This is a genomic window from Carnobacterium viridans, from assembly GCF_900102725.1.
In the GTDB taxonomy this organism is placed as follows: Bacteria; Bacillota; Bacilli; order Lactobacillales; family Carnobacteriaceae; genus Carnobacterium_B; species Carnobacterium_B viridans.
Genome location: NZ_FNJW01000008.1, coordinates 1,153,094 through 1,173,616, shown reverse-complemented (window position 1 = coordinate 1,173,616; position 20,523 = coordinate 1,153,094). Strand labels below are relative to the sequence as shown.

The window sequence follows — 20,523 nt, the reverse complement described above, 5'->3', positions numbered from 1 at the left end:
AACGAGATAAAAAGTAGTAGAATCTATTGATTTAGAGGATACTGCTTTTTTATTTTTTTGAATAGGTTAGTCTATTTAGAAAGTACATATTTTGTAAAAATAACGGTTTCATTAATGGTAAAATAAATTGACTATATCTTGATGCATAATTACTTAATACTAGAATGTTAAGGATGCATACTAAAGTATAAAAGACAGATAAAAGGGTGATGGGATGAAACTACTAGTTGAAGAAATTATAAATTGGATAAATAAATCAGACAGGCCGGTGATTATTGGTATATCGGGTCATGGTGCTGCAGGTAAAACAACTTTTTCTACTAAACTGGCTCAATTGATAGGACTAAATGAAGTATCGTATCTCAATACAGACCCCTATATTGTTCCGTCACAATTACGGAAGTACGCCATGATTTCCTATCCCTATCAACATAAAAGCTATCATTCAAAAATGACTGCTTGCCATCCAGATGCTCATCATACACCGTCTCTAGAAAGGGATATTCGAATGGTCAAATCTGGATTAGACTTTTATACTATAGATACGGTTTACCAAAAAAGTGAGTTGATATCTCCTAAAAAAGTCACGATCATAGAAGGAATGAGTGTCGCATTTATTGATCCTAAGTTAATGGATCTGAAAATTTACTTTTACACAGATGATGAAACAGAGTTAGTAAGAAGAGTTGGAAGGGATATTTTGGAAAGAGGTACGGATATAACTGCTCTAAGTCAGTCTCACGAACAACGACGCATTCAGTACGTATTGTTTATGCATCCATTCAGCCAGAACTTTGATATTATTATCAAAAATTCAAATGAAGAAGTATGCATAGAAAAGAATCTTTTTACTAAACTAGTGAAACCGAGCGGAAATTAGAGGACATAAAAATCACTCTATTATTTATATGAACTTATTGAACAAAGTATCTTGTCTTTAAGTAGATAATGCGTAATATACTTTTAAATAACTATTGCATTAGTAGTGATTAATTGTTAATATATTCACATGAAGAATGAGTTCTTAAGAAAGTGAAGGTGGATGATATCGAGAAATGGTTGAAAAATTATCGCGAACTATTTTTGTGTATCCAACTGTTTTTGATGCTGTATTTTTTAGTTTTCTCGATTGATTATACAACTACAGGATTGGCCGGTTGGATCTTAGTTAGTTGTATAGGTCTATTTATAGTGGCTTTTTCTGTTAAAGATTATTTAGTTAAGAAAAAAATGAAATACATTTTGTTAAGTATTTTTGTGAGTTCGATCAGTTCACTAGTTTTGATCATGGGTTTGTGGATAATCACAACACTCACATCGAATATGGGAAATTAAAGTACTAATAATCAATCGCTTTTTGTCAATAAGCTTTATGAATAATCTTTTATCAATCTACATATAAGGAGTGATTAAAATGACTAATCCACGAAAAAAAAGACAAACTAGCAATGGTAAATACATTAAAAGTATTGTTTATGGAGGATTGGATGGCATCGTTACAACTTTTGCTGTGGTAGCAGGAAGCGTTGGCGGAGAATTATCGCTCAATGTTATTTTGATTCTAGGTTTTTCTAACTTGTTAGCTGACGGGTTTTCAATGGCTGTGGGGGATTATCTTTCAACAAAATCTCAAAACGAGTATGAAAAAATGACATGGCAAAAAGAGCAATTAGAGATTGTAAACCATCATGAAAAAGAAGTGAAGCGAATGATGGAGTCATTTGTAGACCAAGGAGTGGATAAAGAGGATGCGAACGTAATCGTAAAAACACTTGCGAAGTATGAAAAACCTTTTATAAATCAAGTATGGAAAGAAAAGTATGGTTCTGACTCAACTGAACAATTGCCTCTTAAAAATGCTCTAGCCACTTTTTTGTCTTTTAGTCTCTTTGGTGTCGTTCCACTTCTGACATATGTATTTTCACTAGGTTTACCAATTTTAGTACAGAATTCTTTTTTTATTGCTTCTATGCTTACCGGAATAACGTTATTTATTCTAGGGGCAGTAAAGTCCAAAATTAATCAATCAAACTGGTTGAAGTCTGGTATTGAAATGTTAGTAGTTGGAGGATTGGCTGCTGTAGTTGCCTATATTGTAGGTGTCATTTTAGGAAGTCTTTGATGTAGGATTTTTCGATCTAATCTAGCAGCTGAAATGACAGTTTTTTCAAAAAAAGCTAAAGAGCTAGCTTAAAAAATCATGCTTTAGACCGATACATTTTAGTCTGGCTACAGTTATACTAATTGTAGTCAAAAAAGATGGAGGTCATGTAAAAATGAAAATGAAGACAAAACAAAATAAGACCCCAATGTCACAAGTGAAGTCTCTTATAATTTCTTTATTTAATACAAAAACAAGCGGGAAAAAGAAACTAATGGTAGCAGGGATCATTCTCTATATAATCAGTCCAATCGATTTTATCCCCGACTTTATTCCAGTAGTGGGATATGCAGATGATGTTATTCTTCCAATACTTTTACTCGTTGCCAACAAATTACTTTCAGATGATACCCAAACAAACACTGCTCAAATAAGAAAAGAAGCTGAAAAAGTTTAACTGCTAAATTAGCTATAAAAAAGAGAGCAGACTGGGATAACGTTCTACCTCTCAACACGTCTAAGCCTTACTTTTTCATAGAAAAGTAAGGCTTTTTGTGTACGCTCGGCATGGGTGTCCATTGTGAAGTGAAATTTGAAGGAAGTCGGACGCAAACACTCGAATTGACGGACAGAAATCTCATATAAGGCTGACTGGAGAAGGACGAGCTTTCTCAACAAAGTAAAGTCCAATGCTGCACGAATCTTCTACAATAAATGAGGCAGTGACATGAGTGGAAGGTTATCATTCATACCCGAGGAGATCTCACAAGCCGTAAAGGGTATTGGCGTATTTCGTGCAGTGAAGTTCTGCACTGCTCGATAACAAATAAAAAGCTCATACAGTGGGGATTAAAAGATTTAATCCTACTATATGAGCGTAAGTGATACTTAAATTATTGAACCGCCGTGTACGGAACCGTACGCAAGGTGGTTATCTATTAAAGTTCTTATTCAGAAATGGTTAATGTTACTGTACCAAAATTGTCAAATTCTCCTTTATAGGTACCAGCAGCTAACACTTTAGGCATAATAAAAGTACCAGAAGAAATAAACATACCAGGTTGGAGTGAAAGACCTTGTGTACTTAATTTTTTTAGCAACCATTCTATTGCTTTTACAGGATGCCCCATAACAGTTCTTGATGAGTCTTGAGCAATGATTTGATTATTATGAATCAATCGACCTTGTATATTGTCTAAATCTTCATATGTAGCTTTTTTTGATGAACCATAACAAACATACCCACCTACTGCTCCATCTATACAAACCTGTTCTTTGGACATTTTTGGAAACCAATCCTGAAAACGAGAATCTGGTACCTCTAGCCCTGGTGCTACTGTAGTCTTTTTAAGAATATCCTCAATTGAATCTTCAGAAGAGAGTTCTTCTTGAACAAGAAAGACTAGTTCCAATTCTATTAATGCATGGGCTGTATCTTTTGATAACGAAAGGGTGTTACGAACCCGATTACTTGTTAACTGCCCGTATAACGGTTCTGAGGCATCAAAAAGAGCTTGTGTTTCCGGACTAGTCATACTAATTTTATACCCTTGAAGTTTTTCGCCATTGTGTTCTTTTGCTGCTGTAAACAAATGTTGCATAGTGTAGGCTTCTTCTAAACTAATATTGCTAGGAAATATTGCTTTGTCTAAAGAGTCCACGTCTTGATAAGCAGGATAAAGAGTATGATTTACGAATGTTGAGTGTACGATGATAATTCCTCCAATCTTTTTATTACCCATTTATAATCTGATTGCCATTATATCACATGGAAATAAAAATGGTAATACAAACGAATACTTTATTCCTAACGGGTACCTTTTTTATAAAGTAGGGAATTTTTTTAAAATTATAATATGCAAGAAAAAGAATCACTCCTTTTCAGAAGCAACTCTTTTTAATTAAAAATAAAGTACTTATTCACCATATTTTAACATTGGTCATTCTGCTAACTTTTTCTTGTAGAACATATCCCAGTAAATTTTGCCTAATCCAACATTTCTACGGGTTATGAGATGACATTTTCTTAAATCTTTGTCCTTGTGTTCATACAAACCATAGCGGTATAAATTTTGTTTAAGTTCAATTATTAGTGGACTAGTCACGTTTTCTAAGGAAACTAAGAGAAATAAAGAGGAGAGGGTTAGCCTAATATAATAGTCTTTAAGTATGCGTGTATCGATTGTAGGGTCTTGGACTAATAAATCAATGGCTTGTTCTAGTGCAGTTAAACCGGTTAATTTTGCTTTGTTTTGCAACACACTTATTGGCAAATGCCGACTTAAGTAATAGTGGTAATGAGGTGGCGGGCTGTAAATAATGGTTTGGCTTTTGAAGAAACATTGTATAACTACTAATAAATCTTCATAATAACCTATTTTTTCATCAAAACGGATGGTGGGGTAAGAGTTAAATAAATCTAATTTAAAGAGTTTATTACATAAAAAACCATGAGTTCTAGTTTGAGCTAGACAAAGTTGAATGGCTTCATTTTTTGATACCATTTTTGTTTCATCAGGTCCGGGAACGAGATAGAGTTCCGAAATAGTATCTTCATAATATCTGCAAGTAACCATGTCAGCATTATATAATTTATCTGTCGTTATGAGACGTTCCAACATTTCTGAGTCAATCCAATCAACAGCATTAATAAAGCAAATATGTTCTCCTTGAGCATGCGATAGACCTATGTTCTTTGCTACAGAAAGATTACTGTTTGGAATGTGGATAACAGTGAATCTAGAATCGTTTTTAGCAAATTTTTCACAGATTTCACCACTTTTATCAATTGAACCAATATCAACCAAAATAACTTGCAATTGATGGTAGGTCTGACCTTTAATACTTTGTAAACACTTAGTCAATGATTTTTCAACATTACGAATCGGGACAACTATTGAAATCATAACGGACCCTCCCAACTTTAGTAATTTAACTAGGCAGCTTAGGAACCGGTTTGAAAAAATACCAACCATTCGCAAAGGCTTACACTAAGTTTACGAAATTATGAACGATTGTCAACAATTAACAGTTAACCTCATCGCGTTGTGTACAAGCAATAAGGCCATGAGGGTTGACTGACTAAATCCAGCATGCTAAATTAAAAAGAAATGGGGGTGAAATGAATGGAAGAATATAGTTATTTACTAAGTTGTCACAATCACTTAGACGGGAAACGGATTCTGTTGCGACCAGTGGTTTTATCGGATGCGGAAGATATGTTTGAATATGCTTCTGATGAAGAAACTGTTCGTTTTGTTTTTGAAAAGCATCAGGATATAGCAGAAACGAGAAAAAATATTGCTGTTCATTTTATGAAAGAACCTCTTGGGAAGTACGGCATTGTATTGAAAGAAACTGAAAAGATGATTGGTACAATTGATTTAAGGTTAAAGGAAGAAAAAAATAGTGCGGAGATCGGGTACACACTAAATAAAGCTTACTGGGGAAATGGGTATATTACAGAAGCAGGAAAAATAATTCTTGAGCTGGGATTCGAAACATTAGGATTGGAACGTATTTTTGCTTGCCATGATAGTGAAAACCCAATGTCCGGAAAAGTAATGAAACGTTTAGGCATGACTTATGAAGGGACGCTAAGAAAAAATAGAATCCACAAAAAACGTTATATAGATGATGTTCATTACTCTATTCTCAAACAAGACTACTTGTCTTAAGCAATTTTCGTACTAGTTTTGGCGTTGTGAAACTAATTTTTATAAAGAAATACTATAATAGAGAGTCAGCTTACCGAAAGAAGGTTAAAAATGAATACATTTACTCAGGCAACGTCCATGAATCAAGTTACCCAATTTATTAATGAAAATTCTCTTGCTTTTGTTTACATTTCAAGAGAAGATTGTGGGATTTGTCATGCTGTTCAGCCTCAAGTACAAAGCATGCTAAAAGAATTTCCATCTATTAAACCGATTCAAGTCAATGCAGATAGTATTCCTGAAGTGGCTAGTCAATTCACAGTATTTACTGTTCCGTCATTATTGTTATTTAGTGAACGGAAAGAAGTTATCCGTGAAGCGCGGTTCGTTGTAATGGATGAATTGCATAAGAAGTTTCAACAAGTTACTGAAAATTTTGAAAATAGATAAAATAAGCTCCCTTTCTAAGCTGTATTTAATCAGCTAGAAAGGGAGACTATTTTATTTAAGCAGTTATTGTTTATCTTGAATTAATCCCCTTAAAGATTGTGGATCGATAGGCGGGTTACTTAGGACAGAACGTACTGCATCTAGATCAGGCTCTATATTCCAAGTTAAAATGCCTACGGGAAGATTATCCTCTAAGTAATAAACTACTTTACCATTCCCGACTTCATCAATCAGCGTAGGTAAGGAAGAGTCTAGTGTACCAATTGCTTTCCACGAAATAGAAAAAACAACAGAATAGAAGTAAGGTGTATATGCATAAGGCTCAGTTGAACCAGCCATTGCTTTACCGGCTGCTTTACCAGATTTCCTGGCATGATCCACATGTTCGATACGAGTTCTGCCCAAAATTTTATCTGGATAATAAGCAATATCACCAGCAGCCCAAATAGCTGGATCAGTGGTACGCAATTGTTCATCAACGTACACACCATCTTCTACTTTAAGGCCACTATTTTCAGCTAGTGAAATACGAGGTGATACACCTAAGCCAATGACAATCGTATCGCCTTCAACAGTAGAACCATCATTAAGTTGAAGAATAAACTTACCATTTTCTTTTGTATAAGAATCAGCACGTCTGCCATTTAAAAGTTCCACACCAGCTTCGCGGAAAGAACGTTCATATTCTTTTGCTAATTCAGTAGGAAATTGACTGCCTCCTAACACCTCATCAGGATAAATCAGCGTCACTTTCGTGTTGTTTTGAATCAATCCAGCGGCTAATTCTGATCCAATATATCCACCGCCTACAACTAGAACATGTTGATTATTTCCTGAAAAATCACGGAGACGTCTATAATCAGACCATTCTCTAAATAAAATCACATGTTCGTCATCTGGACCATCAATTCTTTTAGGCTCCCCACCCGTAACGAGTAGCAATTTTTTATAACCAATTGATGTGCCGTCTTCTAGCTTGACTCTATGTTGGTCTCGCTCAATAGAAGAGACAGTGGTATTTAATCTCAGTGTGGTATTTTTTGTTTCTTTTGTCGTATTGAGAGCAACTTGATCTTCAGTAAAGGTTGAATCCGTCCATAATTTTTTAGTTAAAGCGGGACGGGTATATGGTTGATCAGTATCGGCAGAAATGATACCAATACTGCCAAATGAATCTTGTTCACGGATTCCTCTAGCTGCGGTATCTGCAGCCATTCCCCCACCAATAATTAAATAATCGTAATGGTTAGCTGATACTTGGGGATTTAATTTTTCTGTTGTGTAATTTGTCATAATAGATAACCTCCACTTAGTACTTTTTGTCAAATGGTGTTGATAGAAGAAAATAAAAATTCTTCTGGAATAGACGAGTTTGCTTGTGGAGAGCCATGGAATCGCCTGAAGCCTAAAGTTCACAGTCTTCAGAGCTTTCAAGCCTGAAATATAGCGTAACTGCTAACGCATTAACGCTATATTTGAGGCTTGAATTCCTTGCATGGCTACAAGCAAACCCTATTCCTCCAGAATTTTCGTGCCATTAATTGAACTAAGCTCTTAACTCTAAAATGTATAGATCCCACTTTAGTTGCTAAATTGTTGCTACAGAACCAGCATCTACACGGTAATTTGAGCCATTTACAAACGACGCTTTGTCCGAACAGAGAAAGGCAATAACTGCAGCGACTTCTTCAGTTTGACCACGACGCTTAAGTTCAAGATAAGGTCTTTTCTGATCGAGAAAAGACTGAATAGCTTCATCTTTTGAAACAGACAATTCTTCAGATCGTTTCTCCATCATAGAATCCGTCATGGGTGTTTCAATAAAAGCAGGTGAAACAGAGTTGACTAACAGTCCTTCTCGAGCATAAGTTCGAGAAAGTCCTTTTGATAATGCTAGAATACCGGCTTTTGCACAACAATAAGGAATTTCATCATCGTAAGGCTGCACCGCATCTTCAGAAGCAAGGAAGACAAGTCTGCCCCAACCGCCAGTTCTTAAATCAGGTAAAAATTCCTTTACTAAACGAACAGGGCCAAGCAAGTCAACTTCAATGGTATTTGTCCATCCTTCATCATCCAATTCATGAAAAAGCCCTTGTGCACCTGTGATGCCTGAAGATTGAACCAATATATCAATTTTTCCAACTTCTTCAGCAATTTTTTGATGGATTGTTTTTAAGTCTTTTATATTTGTAATATCTCCGGGATAACTGAAAACATTTTTTACATGTCCTAATTTCTCGACTGCTTGAGTCAATTTATCCGGGTATTTATCGTTAAGAATAACAGTAGCTCCTTCTTCTAAAAGGACACGTGCGGTTTCCCAACCAATACCCGAGTCAGCTCCAGTAATTAATGCGATTTTTCCTGAAATACCTAATTCCATAGTCAATCCTCCTCGTCTATGATAGTCTAGCTTAATTAAAAAGCATCAATAAGGAAACTCCCATATTGATGCTTTCTATTTAATCACTATACATAAGAAACAACTAACTTTAGTCTAGAGAGGTTTGTTGTCATCTTCGCCTTCGACAGTAACATCTCCGTGTGTTTGAACATCTAGATCTTCTTTACGGACTGTATCCGAAACTTCTTTAACATCTTCTTTAGTTTCTTTATTAATTGTCACTTCTTCAGTAACTACAGGACGCTTGCTAACATCAATTTGTTCCTCTGTTACAGGTATAGTTATACTTTCATCTTCCAAATCAAGTGAGCCATCAACAGGAGTACCATCTGTGACAGGATGTCTTTCAATAGTCACTTCTTCATGTTTAACAGGAACATCAACAGTTTGAGTTTCTTCATGGACTGTTTTGTTTACTGTAACTTCGCCAGTTTGGACTTCTGTTGTGCCAACATCTAATTGTTCTTCTTTCAGTTGAATATTTTCTTTATCATCTAATAATGAAGTATCAGTTGGGACTTTGCCAGTATCATCTAACGTTGAATAATCAGTAGTATCTATTGTATCCAAAGTATCTGCTGTGTCTAATGAATCAGACGGAGGAACTGTAGGAACAGTAGGAGTAGTAGGTGTATCTGTTGCTCCAAATGGAGTACTGTTATCAAAGTCTTCAGCTCCAGATTCTTCAGAGAAGTCATCTACTAATACTACAATAGAGCCATTTTTGATATCATCTTTATAGCTGCTCAAAACCGTTTCATCTGCTTCGTAACCTTCATCTGTTGTATCTACATTTGCATTTTCAGCTTCATCATCGCTCATTGTAAAAACATTTTTTACTTTATCCATGAAGGATTCATCTTCTCCATCATGCTTGTCTGCGTGTTCCGTTGACACACCTACATCTAAATCATTAGGTAAAGTATCAGCAGTTTCTCTGTTTGTGACGAGTGTGATTAAGTTCTTATCGTAACCTTCTGCAACAACTTCATCAATAGCGACTCTAGCTTCTTCAAATGTGAGGTAACTTCCTTTTACAAATTTACTCATAATATTCTATTCCTCCCTAAGATTTATTTTTCTATGATTCGTATTCATTATATAAAATAAAAAGAACGGAAAGCAAAGAAAAGGGCTTGAACCAAGAAAACGATTGCAAGCAATGTAATCACTTAAACAAAGTGATATAAAGCATTAAATTCTTAAAGATACCTATAATAGGATTAATGGAATGAAAGTCTTAGCAAGTAAGCATAAAAAAGATGATCAAAGTTTGGTTTGAGAAATTACTTTACGAACTTCCTCTAGAGAATGTGCGGCAAAATCACCAGTTTTGAACATAACACTAACAAATAAAGTGTCTATTAAACTTAGTTGTGTGATACGAGAAGTTAAAGCCTCAGAACGGTAGTCCGTTTCTTCAGCGGTTGATAATAATAAAGCATCTGCGAATTTCGCTAAAGGAGAAAGGGAGTAACTTGTAATAATAATCGCTTTGGCTTTTTTTTCTTTAATAATTTCAGCCAACTGGATCGTATCTTTTGTGATACCAGAATGGGAAATAATAATAGCACAATCATTTTCTGTTAAACGAGAAGCTTGCATCATTTGGATATGAGTATCTTGTGTATACATAGAGTTTAGTGGTGTACGCAAAAATTTATGATAAGCATCCATTGCAATAATACTAGAGCCGCCAACGCCAAAGAAACCGACCGTTTTAGCAGTCGTTAAAAACTGAACAGCTTTAATGAGATCTTGCTCGTCTAATAATTTTTTTGTGTCGTTTAAAGACTTGATATTAGAATCAAAAACTTTTTGTGCCATCAGTAATTCATTATCTTCTTTAGAAATGTTTTCGTGGATAGACAAAGAACTTGTTACTTTTTCTGAAGCTAAGGCAATTTTGAAATCTTGAAACCCGTTATAACCTAAGCGTTTACAAAAGCGAAAAAAAGTAGCATCCGCAACTTGGATCGTATCTGAAATGTTGCTGATGGTCCCATGCATCACTTTTTCAGGATGGAGAAGAATGAAATCTGCAATCGTTTTTTCTTTGCTGCTTAAATCGCGGTAAATCGATTTGATTTTTAAGTTAATATCTTGCGTTTTCATATTTTCACCTGCTTAAAAGAGTTTAAATAAGTATAGCATAAAACTATAAAGAAAAAATATTTTTTTTAATAGTTGTAAAAAGAAAAAATATTCCGTATACTAAAACCATAAATACATAAGGAGTGGTGAGATTGGAAATTGGATTAGTTGGATTAGGAAAAATGGGTTACAATTTAGCCTTGAACTTACAAAAAAACGGTCATCTGGTCATCGGGTACGACAGTATAGAAGCAGCAAGAAAACAAGCGGATATAAGTGGAATCAAGACCGCGAAAGACTTAAAAGAAATGGTTGCCAGTCTTAAACAAACTAAAATTATTTGGATCATGGTTCCAGCGGGAGACCCATTAGAGGCAGTTCTAAGTGAAGTAAATGAGTTGTTGGAACCAGATGATATCATCATCGACGGAGGAAATTCACATTACAAAGATTCTATCCGACATGCTAATGTATCTGCAACAAAAGGCATTCATTTCTTAGATATGGGAACATCGGGTGGTAAGAGCGGCGCAAATGCAGGTGCATGTTTAATGGTTGGAGGCAATTCAGAAGCATTTGCAGTAATTGAACCAATTTTAAAAGGTATCTGTGTGAAAGATGGGTATTTATATACTGGGAAATCTGGTAGTGGTCATTACTTGAAAATGATTCACAACGGTATAGAATATGGTATGATGCAAGCGATGGCTGAAGGTTTTGAAGTTGTCGAAAAAAGTGAGTTTGAGTATGATTTAGCTGATGTATCCAAAGTATGGAACAACGGATCTGTCATTAGAAGTTGGTTAATGGAATTGGCAGAAAGTGCCTTTCAAAAAGACGCTCATCTTGATGAAATAAAAGGAATTATGCAATCGTCTGGTGAAGGAAAATGGACAGTAGAAGCCGCTATGGAGGCAAAAGTTCCGACACCTGTGATAGCACTCTCACTAATGATGCGGTACCGTTCTCTAGAAGAAGATACTTTTACAGGAAAAGTAGTCGCAGCACTTAGAAATGAATTTGGTGGACACGAGGTCACAAAAAAATAAGTTAATAAAAAGAGGTGTTATTTCATATTTTGAAATAACACCTCTTTTTGATTTAACAGATAAAGTTAGGGTACAAAACGATAAATAAAAGTACCGCTTTTTTGCATTAATATTTTTTTTTGATTAGACTATAAGTAGTAAGCGGTATCAAGTTTTTTTAGTCTATCAAAAATTGAAGCACATGCATTTTATCATTGGTCATAAGGCAATAAATTACTTATACGAGGAGGAATTGCTATGGGAAGATTGCAAATGCATCAAATGGATCGGAAAAAAAGCAGCAGCATGAAAGATTTGCATTTAAAGAAATTAAAAGACCAAGTTGTTGTCATTACAGGAGCTTCTAGCGGGATAGGTTTAGTGACAGCAAGAATGGCTGCGGAAAAAGGAGCAAAAGTTGTTGTAGCTGCAAGAAATGAAGAAGCACTGCAGAAATTAGTAGAAGAACTGCAACGGAAAGGTCATTCAGCTATTTACGTTAAAGCAGATGTTGGAAAAGAAGAAGATGTAAACGCGATTGCTGAAGCAACTTTAAGAGAATTTGGGCGTTTTGATACGTGGGTCAACAATGCGGGTATTTCTATTTTTGGACATTCAATGGATGTAAGCACAGAAGACATGAGACGTATGTTTGAAACGAATTTTTGGGGTGTGGTTTACGGCAGCAAGGCAGCTGTAGAGCATTACAAAGACCGTAAAACACCTGGGGCATTGATTAATGTAGGGGCTTTATTTGGTGATAGAGGAACTACAATTCAATCAACCTATGCCGCTGCTAAATTTGCTGTACATGGATGGACTGAAAGTATTCGTATGGAATTGGAAAAGGAACATGCGCCTGTTTCTGTAACACTGGTTCACCCTGGTAGAGTTGATACGCCATACAATGAACATGCAATGAGTTATATGGATAAACAACCAGGCCATAGAGGAATGATCTACCCGCCTGAAGCAGTAGCGGAAGCTATTTTATATGCGGCAGAAAATCCAAAGCGTGATCTTTTTGTGGGTTCTCAAGCTAAGATATTTGCCATATTGGGCAGAGCACTTCCGCGCTTTACAGATAAATTAGTAGAAAAAGTGATGTACCCTACTCAACATTTAGACAGACCGTCTAATCCGCCAGAAAAAAGCGGATTGTATCATGCAGGATATGGATTACATGAGAGAGGAACTACAAAAGGTTGGGTCCGCTCAAATAGCTATTATGTAAAAGCAGCTAAGCATCCCATCATCATAACAACGGCAATTACTGGCGCAGGAGCTTTGCTTTTAATGGCAGCTAAAAAGAAAAAGAAAATGAAAATGTGAATATGGAAATAATGGCTCTTCGTCAAATGGTATTGATAGAACAAAATAAAATTTCTTCTGGAATAGACGGTTTTGCTTGTGGAAAGCCATGGGAACGCCTGAAGCCTAAAGTTCATAGTCTTCAGACTTTCAAGCCTTAAACAAAGCGTAAACGCCGAAGCGCTAACGCTTTGTAATTCGCATTGAATCCTCTACATGGCTACAAGCAAACCCTATTCCTCCAGAAATTGCGTGTCAATTAGTTAACTAAGCTATCAACACTAAAAAATATAGGACCAAAATAATAAAAAACGCGCGGATGCCTGTTTCAAGTAAACATACATCCGCGCGTTTTTGCATAGGCTCAAATTCTTAGTCTATAAAAAATTGGAAAGCAATTATTTTTTTTACTAGACCAGATAAAGTATACTGATAAGAGGGATATCAATTCAGTTGCTTATGCAAAAGGATGACAACTGATTATGGGGTGAAAAAAATGTTCACAGATAGACGATTAACTGAAGCATACGAAAAGGCTAGAGTGGAAGAATTTGATGAGAATTCTAAATATATTTTTTTTAGTGACATCCATCGAGGTAATGGAAGTATATCAGATGAGTTCACGCGAAATCGAAATACCTTTCTTCATGCATTAAATTATTATTATAATAACGGATTTACTTATATTGAAGCTGGAGATGGAGATGAGATGCTTGAATATTCTGATTTTACTTATACAAAAAATGCGCATGATAAAGTATTCGACCTCATAAAAAAATTTTTTGATGATGATCGTTTAATAAAGCTGTATGGCAATCATGATATTGCTTTAAAAAATCCAAAATTTGTTGAAAAGAATTATTACACAAATTACGATGAATACACAGAAGAGTTTTTTGATTTTTTAAAAGGGCTTAAACCTGTTGAATCACTCGTATTAAGATACAAAAAAACAGGACAAGAAATTTTGACGGTACATGGACATCAAGGTGATGCACCTAATGATCAATTTGCTTTTTTCACTATGCTATCTTTAAAATTCTTTTGGCGCTTTCTGCATGGGTTTGGTATTCGAAACCCTTCAAGTCCGGTAAAAAATGTAACGAAAAGACATAAAATTGAGAAAAATTTTGGAAAATGGATCAAAAAAAACAAAATCATGCTTATCTGCGGTCATACCCACCGATTTAAGTACCCGAAAGATAAAGACCTTCCTTATTTCAACACCGGTTGCTGCGTTTATCCTACGATTATTACGGGAATTGAAATAACTGAAGGTCAAGTTCAACTAGTGCGTTGGGAAACCAAAGTAAATAAAAATGGTGTTTTAACTATCGAAAAAGATACGATGCGAGGACCAGAGCCAATCGAAGAATTTGATATGCGATTGGAAGGCTGGAACAAAAATAATAGTACATTATAAATGATTCAAATAAAAAATCTAAAAAGCTAACTTCTATTTTTGAAGTTAGCTTTTTGATTTTTTATATAAACAAGAGTATAGTATACAAAGTAAAAACACAACGCGTAAGTCAGAGGGCTTTCCTCTGTTAAGCGTTGTGTTTATTCTATTGCTTCGCGTCACTTATAATCAAGTGATAGAGGCGTTGTAAATTTGTTTGATGGATTCCTTTAATAAGGCATTATATTCTTCGTCTGACTGACTAGCGCTTAACCCCTCAGATAAAGCTCTTGAAAAACTAGCGATCAATCCATGATTACGTGCTAAAGCTTCATCAGCTTTTTCACGTGTATAACCACCTGAAAGAGCGACTACTCGCACAACTCTAGGATGTTCAATCAATTCTTCGTAAAAATTATCAATTGTAGGAATAGAGAGTTTTAACATGACATTATCTGATTCGCTTAAATTATCTAGTTGAGATAGAATCTCATTTTTTAAGAGAGCTTCAGACTTCTCTTTGTCTTTGCTGTTAATATCCACTTCTGGTTCAATGATTGGAACAAGACCTGCTGCAATGATTTGTTTTCCAACTTCGAATTGTTGGTCAACAACTTTTTTAATAGCTTCAGGGTTAGCTTCTTTAATTAATGAACGCATTTTTGTTCCGAAAATATGGCGTTCATTAGCTCTGTGCAATAATTCATCTAAGTTAGGGTTAGGTTTCATTAACTGAACACCGTCAGTTTCTTCTGCTAAACCTTTATCGACTTTTAAGAAAGGAACTACGCCTTTCTTCTCCCATAAATAATCGGCTGTATAAAGGTCTTCTACTTTGCGATCCATTGTTTGCTCAAATAAAATAGCACCTAAGATTGAATCAGAATTAAAAGCTGGAGAAGTCATGAGACGAGTTCGCATGTCATGGACTAAATCAAACATCTCAGTTTCATTTGAATATGCGTCAGGTGCAATGCCGTAAAGTTCTAAAGCTTTTGGAGTACTTCCGCCACTTTGGTCCAATGCTGCAATAAATCCTTGTCCGTTTTTCATTCGTTCGAATTGTTCTTTTTGCATAATTTCAGCTCCTTAGATTAGTTTTAAGAACAGTAAATAGGAAAGCTCAACCCAATTATATGGGCAGTGAACCTTTCACTATTTAGTATAGCACTACAGGATTTAAATTGAAAAAATAAGCTATTTTAGAGCACCTTCCTTTTAGATATTCGATTTATAAAGAAGGTTTAGCTTACAAACATTAAATAAAGGGGAAATAGTAATGGTTCAAGAAGAAAATCAAGATATGTCATTTGGACATGTTATATCAATTTTAGGAGTTATTTTGATGGGGTCATTCGTGACTATACTAAATCAAACTCTTATGAGTACAGCTTTACCAAGTATTATGAAAGAATTTTCAATCACAGCTACACAAGGTCAGTGGTTAACAACTGCTTATATGTTAATCAATGGAATCATGGTGCCAATTACAGCCTATCTGGTAAATCGATTTACCACACGTCAGTTGTATCTCTTTTCAATGATTGTTTTTTCAATCGGAACACTTGTTGCTGCCACTTCTAGTGTTTATAGTGTATTGATTGTTGGAAGAATGATTCAAGCAATAGGAGCAGGAATTATTTTGCCGCTACAAATGATTGTGGTATTGTATCTTTTCCCAATTGAAAAAAGAGGCTCAGCAATGGGGTTGATTGGTTTAGCGATGAACTTCGCTCCAGCAATTGGGCCAACATTCTCTGGATGGGTAGTGCAAAATTACCACTGGAATATGTTGTTCTACTTTATCTTACCATTCGCCATTTTAGATGTTGTAGTTGCCTTCTTCGTCTTGAAAAATGTTGGTGAAGTAGGTCGCCCTAAATTAGATTTAATCAGTGTCATCTATTCAACATTAGGTTTTGGCGGTCTATTATTCGGTCTTAGCAATGCATCTTCACATGATTTCATGAGTATTAATGTAGCCTTACCTTTAGTTGTTGGGATTATAGCTTTAATTTTACTGGTTAACCGATGCAATCATTCAAAAGAGCCTTTATTAAACTTTGGTATATTTAAATACAGAGGATACCGTTTAAACATCATTATTTCATTCGTATTAACAGCGGGAATGTATGGGGCTATAATTTTATTGCCCATTTACTTCCAAACGATACGTGGAATGACACCGATGGAATCAGGAATGATTCTTTTGCCAGGTTCACTCGTTATGGCTGTTATGAGTCCCATCACTGGTAGAATGTTTGATAAATATGGTTCTAAAAAATTAGCTATGAGTGGATTAATGTTGGTCACAGTTGGAACTTTTGTTATTGGTTTAATAAATATTAATACACCTATCTATATTATTGTAATACTGCAAATGGTTCGTACGTTAGGTTTTGCATTAACGTTGATGCCTATTCAAACAGCAGCGTTCAATGCTGTTCCTCTAGAGTTAGCTTCCCATGCTGCAGCAATGTTTAATACTCAACGCCAATTAGCTGGATCAATGGGAACAGCGTTGTTTGTTGTTGTGATGATGCTTGTTTCTCAAAATAAACTAGCAGAACATGTTACAGGACAACTAGCTGATTTAGCTGGTTTTCAAATGGTCTTTAAATTAGTTGGACTACTATCATTAGTAGCTTTCATTATGACATTGTTTATCAAGGAAAAACCGTTTTTACCTAAAGGAAAATTAATTGAAAATAATTAATGTTTAAAAAAGCAGATAGGCTAAAATCACTTTAACTAAAACGAGTACTTTGCACTTGCATAATCAATAAAGGTATCTTATTAGTTAAATAGAACCTTATTCTATGACTATATAATCAATAAACTTGAATAAAATCCTTTTTTACATTTGATGCGTAGGAAAGAGGCTGGGAGCTATTTCAGCCTTTTTTTAATGGGAAATTTCCCAGGAAATGAAAAAAGTACCTATTAAGGAATGCAGACTTTTTTGACGGTCAGAGGATTGAAGAAAAAAATAGTCGGTGGTATAGTTTGTTTATGGAAGCGATTCCATAAAAAGAATAAGGAGATGAAAATATAATGATGCAAAAACTACAGCGATTTGGTGGGGCGATGTTTACTCCAGTTTTATTATTTGCTTTCTCAGGTATTATCTTAGCTATTGCTATTATGCTTCAAAATACATTAATTATGGGAGATATCGCAACCGCGGGTACAATGTGGGCGAACTTTTGGTCAATTGTTGAATCTGGTGGTTGGACTGTTTTCAATCAGATGGAATTACTATTTGTTATTGGTCTACCTCTTGGATTAGCTAAAAAAGCTAATGGAAGAGCAGTTTTAGAAGCAGTCGTTGTTTATATGACTTTTAACAACTTTGTTGGAAAAATTCTTGATCTGATGGGTCCAACTTTTGGTGTAGACTTTACACAAGAAGCTGGCGGAGACAGTGGGATAAAAATGATTGCTGGAATTAAAACATTGGATACCAATCTAATTGGCGCTATATTAGTTGCAGCTATTGTTGTTTGGTTGCATAACCGTTTCTTTGAAACTAAACTACCAGATTTCTTAGGTATTTTCCAAGGTTCTTCATTGGTTGTTATGATCGGATTTTTCCTAATGCTTCCGTTAGCATTTTTAACAGCTTGGGGCTGGCCAATCATTCAAGGTTTGATTAGTTCAATGCAAGGTTTCTTAGCTTCATCAGGAACTTTAGGTGTATGGTTATATGTATTCTTGGAAAGACTTTTGATACCAACTGGAATGCATCATTTCATTTATCAACCGTTCATTTATGGACCAGCAGTTGTAGAAGGCGGGATCACAGCTTATTGGTTAAACAATTTAAGCGATTTTGCTTCATCAACAGTTCCACTTAAAGAGTTATTCCCGGCTGGTGGGTTTGGATTGCACAATGTTTCGAAAATCTTTGCTCCTCTTGGCATAGCAGCAGCATTTTACGCAACAGCAGATCCAGCTAAAAAGAAAAAAACGTTGGCTTTATTGATCCCAACAGCTTTAACAGCTGTTCTTGCTGGTATTACAGAGCCGTTTGAATTTACGTTCTTGTTTATTGCACCACAATTGTTCTTAGTACATGCTGCTTTAGCAGCAACTTTAGGAGCAACCGTTTATGCATTTGGTGTTGTGGGTGATGTAGGTAGTGGATTGATTACGATGTTGACACAATTTATCATACCTATGTCAATCAATCATCTCGGAACAGTATTAACGTTGGTTGGAACTGGGTTAGCATTTAGTGTCATTTACTTCTTTGTATTCCGTTTTGCTATTTTAAAATTTGATATCAAAACACCTGGTAGAGAACTAGAAGAAGAAGTTAAGATGTATTCTAAAAAAGATTACCGTGAAAGACAAGCAAATGGAAAGACAGTTCCTGCAAATGGTGGAGCTTATGCAAGTAGTGCAGCTCATTATTTAGAAGGGCTTGGCGGTACAGCCAATATTGCGGATGTAAATAATTGTGCTACAAGATTAAGAGTGTCTGTTAAAGATGAAACTCTAGTCAAAGAAGACAGTTTCTTTAAAGCAGCTGGCGCTCATGGGGTCGTTCGTAAAGGAAAAGCCTTCCAGGTTATCGTTGGATTGGATGTGCCTCAAGTAAGAGATGCATTTGAAGATGAAATGAAAAGGAATGAAGTTTTAGCAGATACTGATAGTCAAACAGAACCAATGGTTTAATAATAAGAAAATTAGAGGAGAAGATAAATATGACTTTAAAAAAACAATCAATTTTAGTAGCAGGTGGCGGAAGCACATTTACACCGGGAATCATTATGATGTTATTAGAAAATTTAGAAATATTTCCAATCCGTCAAATAAAATTTTATGATAATGATGAGGAAAGACAAAAGCAAATTGCAGATGCTGTAGAAATCGTATTAAAAGAACGTGCGCCAGAAATTGAATTCTTAGCAACTACTGATCCAGAAACCGCTTTTACTGATATCGACTTTGTGATGGCACACATCCGAGTTGGAAAATATGCTATGCGTGAGCAAGATGAAAAGATACCTTTAAAATATGGTGTAATTGGACAAGAAACATGTGGACCAGGTGGGATTTCTTATGGAATGCGTTCAATTGGAGGCGTATTAGAATTAATTGATTATATGGAACAATACTCACCAGATGCTTGGATGCTGAACTATTCGAATCCGGCAGCCATCGTGGCAGAAGCGACTCGTAAGCTAAAACCAAATAGCAAAATTATTAATATTTGTGATATGCCGGTTGGAATCGAACACCGTATGGCGGAGATTTTAGGACTGAAAAGCCGTAAAGATATGACAGTTCGATATTACGGCTTGAACCACTTTGGTTGGTGGACAGATATTCGTGATAAAGATGGCAACGATTTGATGCCGGCAATCAAAAAACACGTTGCAGAACATGGATATGTTACTCCAGGTGAATTAGAAGGTACTCCAGGTGAAGATATTGAACCGAGCTGGATGCACACATATGGCAAAGCAAAAGAAACATTTGCTTTGGATCCAAATACTTTACCAAATACGTACTTGAAGTACTACTTGTTCCCGCAAGATGAAGCTGAAAAAGCCAATCCTGAATACACTCGTGCGAATGAAGTAATGGATAACCGTGAAAAACAAGTGTTTTCTGAGTGTAACCGTATTTCAACTATCAAGACAGCTGAAGATGCAAAATTAGTAACAGATGATCATGCTTCATATATTGTCGATTTAGCAAGAGCGATTGCTTATAATACTCATGAAAGAATGTTATTAATCGTACCAAATGATGGCGCTATCTCTAACTTCGATCCGACAGCAATGGTAGAAATCCCATGTATCGTAGGATCAAATGGCCCTGAAACAATCAATCAAGGAGAAATTCCACGTTTCCAAAAAGGATTGATGGAACAACAAGTAGCTGTTGAAAAATTAGTCGTTGAAGCTTGGGAAGAAAAATCTTACCAAAAATTGTGGCAAGCACTGACAGTATCTAAAATTGTACCTAATGCTCGTGTAGCACGAGAAATACTAGATGATTTGATAGTAGCTAATAAAGGATTTTGGCCTGAATTAAGTTAATCAGCTATGCTATAATAGTGT

At 35.5% G+C, this 20,523-nt stretch carries 19 protein-coding genes; 12 read left to right on the top strand and 7 right to left on the bottom strand.

The features are described 5' to 3' along the window. The first annotated feature begins 214 nt into the window (after nucleotides 1-214). The 4 genes from BLT48_RS07045 to BLT48_RS07030 all read left to right on the top strand — a co-directional run bounded on the left by BLT48_RS07045 (nucleotide 215) and on the right by BLT48_RS07030 (nucleotide 2,558). Entirely contained in the window at nucleotides 215-880 is a 666-nt protein-coding gene (locus BLT48_RS07045; protein WP_035020411.1) for a uridine kinase family protein, read from the top strand. Between the two features lie 158 nt (nucleotides 881-1,038). Next, nucleotides 1,039-1,335 carry a hypothetical protein gene (locus BLT48_RS07040; protein ID WP_143019107.1) on the top strand — a complete coding sequence of 99 codons (297 nt, stop codon included), beginning with the start codon at nucleotides 1,039-1,041 and terminating at the stop codon, nucleotides 1,333-1,335. A gap of 79 nt (nucleotides 1,336-1,414) precedes the next feature. Then, on the top strand, nucleotides 1,415-2,122 hold the full coding sequence (locus BLT48_RS07035) for a VIT1/CCC1 transporter family protein (protein ID WP_218123360.1): 708 nt from the start codon (nucleotides 1,415-1,417) through the stop codon (nucleotides 2,120-2,122). A gap of 154 nt (nucleotides 2,123-2,276) precedes the next feature. Then, entirely contained in the window at nucleotides 2,277-2,558 is a 282-nt protein-coding gene (locus BLT48_RS07030) for a YkvA family protein (RefSeq protein ID WP_051923331.1), read from the top strand. Nucleotides 2,559-3,048: 490 nt separating this feature from the next. On the opposite strand, the gene BLT48_RS07020 is transcribed toward BLT48_RS07030, so the two are convergent. Then, entirely contained in the window at nucleotides 3,049-3,843 is a 795-nt protein-coding gene (locus BLT48_RS07020; protein ID WP_226776565.1) for a 2-keto-4-pentenoate hydratase, read from the bottom strand. 198 nt (nucleotides 3,844-4,041) lie between these two features. Further along, entirely contained in the window at nucleotides 4,042-5,007 is a 966-nt protein-coding gene (locus tag BLT48_RS07015; RefSeq protein ID WP_176944090.1) for a glycosyltransferase family 2 protein, read from the bottom strand. 219 nt (nucleotides 5,008-5,226) lie between these two features. On the opposite strand from BLT48_RS07015, the gene BLT48_RS07010 reads away from it, so the two are divergent. Both BLT48_RS07010 and BLT48_RS07005 read left to right on the top strand, forming a co-directional pair. Next, complete coding sequence (locus tag BLT48_RS07010) at nucleotides 5,227-5,778, top strand: GNAT family N-acetyltransferase (RefSeq protein ID WP_089976562.1); 552 nt, start codon at nucleotides 5,227-5,229, stop codon at nucleotides 5,776-5,778. A gap of 90 nt (nucleotides 5,779-5,868) precedes the next feature. After that, complete coding sequence (locus tag BLT48_RS07005; protein WP_035020397.1) at nucleotides 5,869-6,207, top strand: thioredoxin family protein; 339 nt, start codon at nucleotides 5,869-5,871, stop codon at nucleotides 6,205-6,207. A gap of 63 nt (nucleotides 6,208-6,270) precedes the next feature. On the opposite strand, the gene BLT48_RS07000 is transcribed toward BLT48_RS07005, so the two are convergent. The 4 genes from BLT48_RS07000 to BLT48_RS06985 form a co-directional block, all read right to left on the bottom strand. Beyond that, a complete protein-coding gene (locus BLT48_RS07000) occupies nucleotides 6,271-7,500 on the bottom strand; it encodes an NAD(P)/FAD-dependent oxidoreductase (RefSeq protein WP_089976560.1) in 1,230 nt (409 codons plus the stop codon). Nucleotides 7,501-7,795: 295 nt separating this feature from the next. Then, nucleotides 7,796-8,593, bottom strand: coding sequence for an SDR family NAD(P)-dependent oxidoreductase (locus tag BLT48_RS06995; protein WP_035020395.1), 798 nt, complete (start codon nucleotides 8,591-8,593; stop codon nucleotides 7,796-7,798). 114 nt (nucleotides 8,594-8,707) lie between these two features. Then, nucleotides 8,708-9,664 (bottom strand): DUF2382 domain-containing protein, encoded by a 957-nt coding sequence (locus tag BLT48_RS06990; RefSeq protein WP_089976555.1) that lies wholly within the window; start codon nucleotides 9,662-9,664, stop codon nucleotides 8,708-8,710. A gap of 216 nt (nucleotides 9,665-9,880) precedes the next feature. Then, the gene (locus BLT48_RS06985; protein ID WP_035020391.1) at nucleotides 9,881-10,729 is read right to left on the bottom strand and encodes a MurR/RpiR family transcriptional regulator; all 849 of its coding nucleotides are present in this window, start codon (nucleotides 10,727-10,729) and stop codon (nucleotides 9,881-9,883) included. A gap of 131 nt (nucleotides 10,730-10,860) precedes the next feature. On the opposite strand from BLT48_RS06985, the gene gnd reads away from it, so the two are divergent. The 3 genes from gnd to BLT48_RS06970 all read left to right on the top strand — a co-directional run bounded on the left by gnd (nucleotide 10,861) and on the right by BLT48_RS06970 (nucleotide 14,470). After that, nucleotides 10,861-11,757, top strand: coding sequence for a phosphogluconate dehydrogenase (NAD(+)-dependent, decarboxylating) (gene gnd, locus BLT48_RS06980; protein WP_089976553.1), 897 nt, complete (start codon nucleotides 10,861-10,863; stop codon nucleotides 11,755-11,757). Nucleotides 11,758-11,994: 237 nt separating this feature from the next. After that, nucleotides 11,995-13,068 carry an SDR family oxidoreductase gene (locus BLT48_RS06975; protein ID WP_089976548.1) on the top strand — a complete coding sequence of 358 codons (1,074 nt, stop codon included), beginning with the start codon at nucleotides 11,995-11,997 and terminating at the stop codon, nucleotides 13,066-13,068. A 448-nt stretch (nucleotides 13,069-13,516) separates the two neighbouring features. Next, nucleotides 13,517-14,470, top strand: coding sequence for a metallophosphoesterase (locus BLT48_RS06970; protein WP_244885812.1), 954 nt, complete (start codon nucleotides 13,517-13,519; stop codon nucleotides 14,468-14,470). A gap of 168 nt (nucleotides 14,471-14,638) precedes the next feature. Here BLT48_RS06970 and BLT48_RS06965 read toward each other — a convergent pair whose 3' ends face one another. Further along, nucleotides 14,639-15,526 (bottom strand): fructose bisphosphate aldolase, encoded by an 888-nt coding sequence (locus tag BLT48_RS06965; protein ID WP_035020387.1) that lies wholly within the window; start codon nucleotides 15,524-15,526, stop codon nucleotides 14,639-14,641. A 202-nt stretch (nucleotides 15,527-15,728) separates the two neighbouring features. Between BLT48_RS06965 and BLT48_RS06960 the strand changes: the two genes are divergently transcribed. From BLT48_RS06960 to BLT48_RS06950, 3 genes are all read left to right on the top strand, one after another. Next, nucleotides 15,729-17,165: an MDR family MFS transporter gene (locus tag BLT48_RS06960; protein ID WP_089976545.1), complete on the top strand. Its 1,437-nt coding sequence runs from the start codon at nucleotides 15,729-15,731 to the stop codon at nucleotides 17,163-17,165. A gap of 338 nt (nucleotides 17,166-17,503) precedes the next feature. Further along, entirely contained in the window at nucleotides 17,504-19,129 is a 1,626-nt protein-coding gene (locus tag BLT48_RS06955) for an alpha-glucoside-specific PTS transporter subunit IIBC (protein ID WP_089976541.1), read from the top strand. A 29-nt stretch (nucleotides 19,130-19,158) separates the two neighbouring features. Continuing rightward, nucleotides 19,159-20,502, top strand: coding sequence for a 6-phospho-alpha-glucosidase (locus BLT48_RS06950; RefSeq protein ID WP_035020383.1), 1,344 nt, complete (start codon nucleotides 19,159-19,161; stop codon nucleotides 20,500-20,502). The last annotated feature ends 21 nt before the right edge of the window (nucleotides 20,503-20,523 follow it).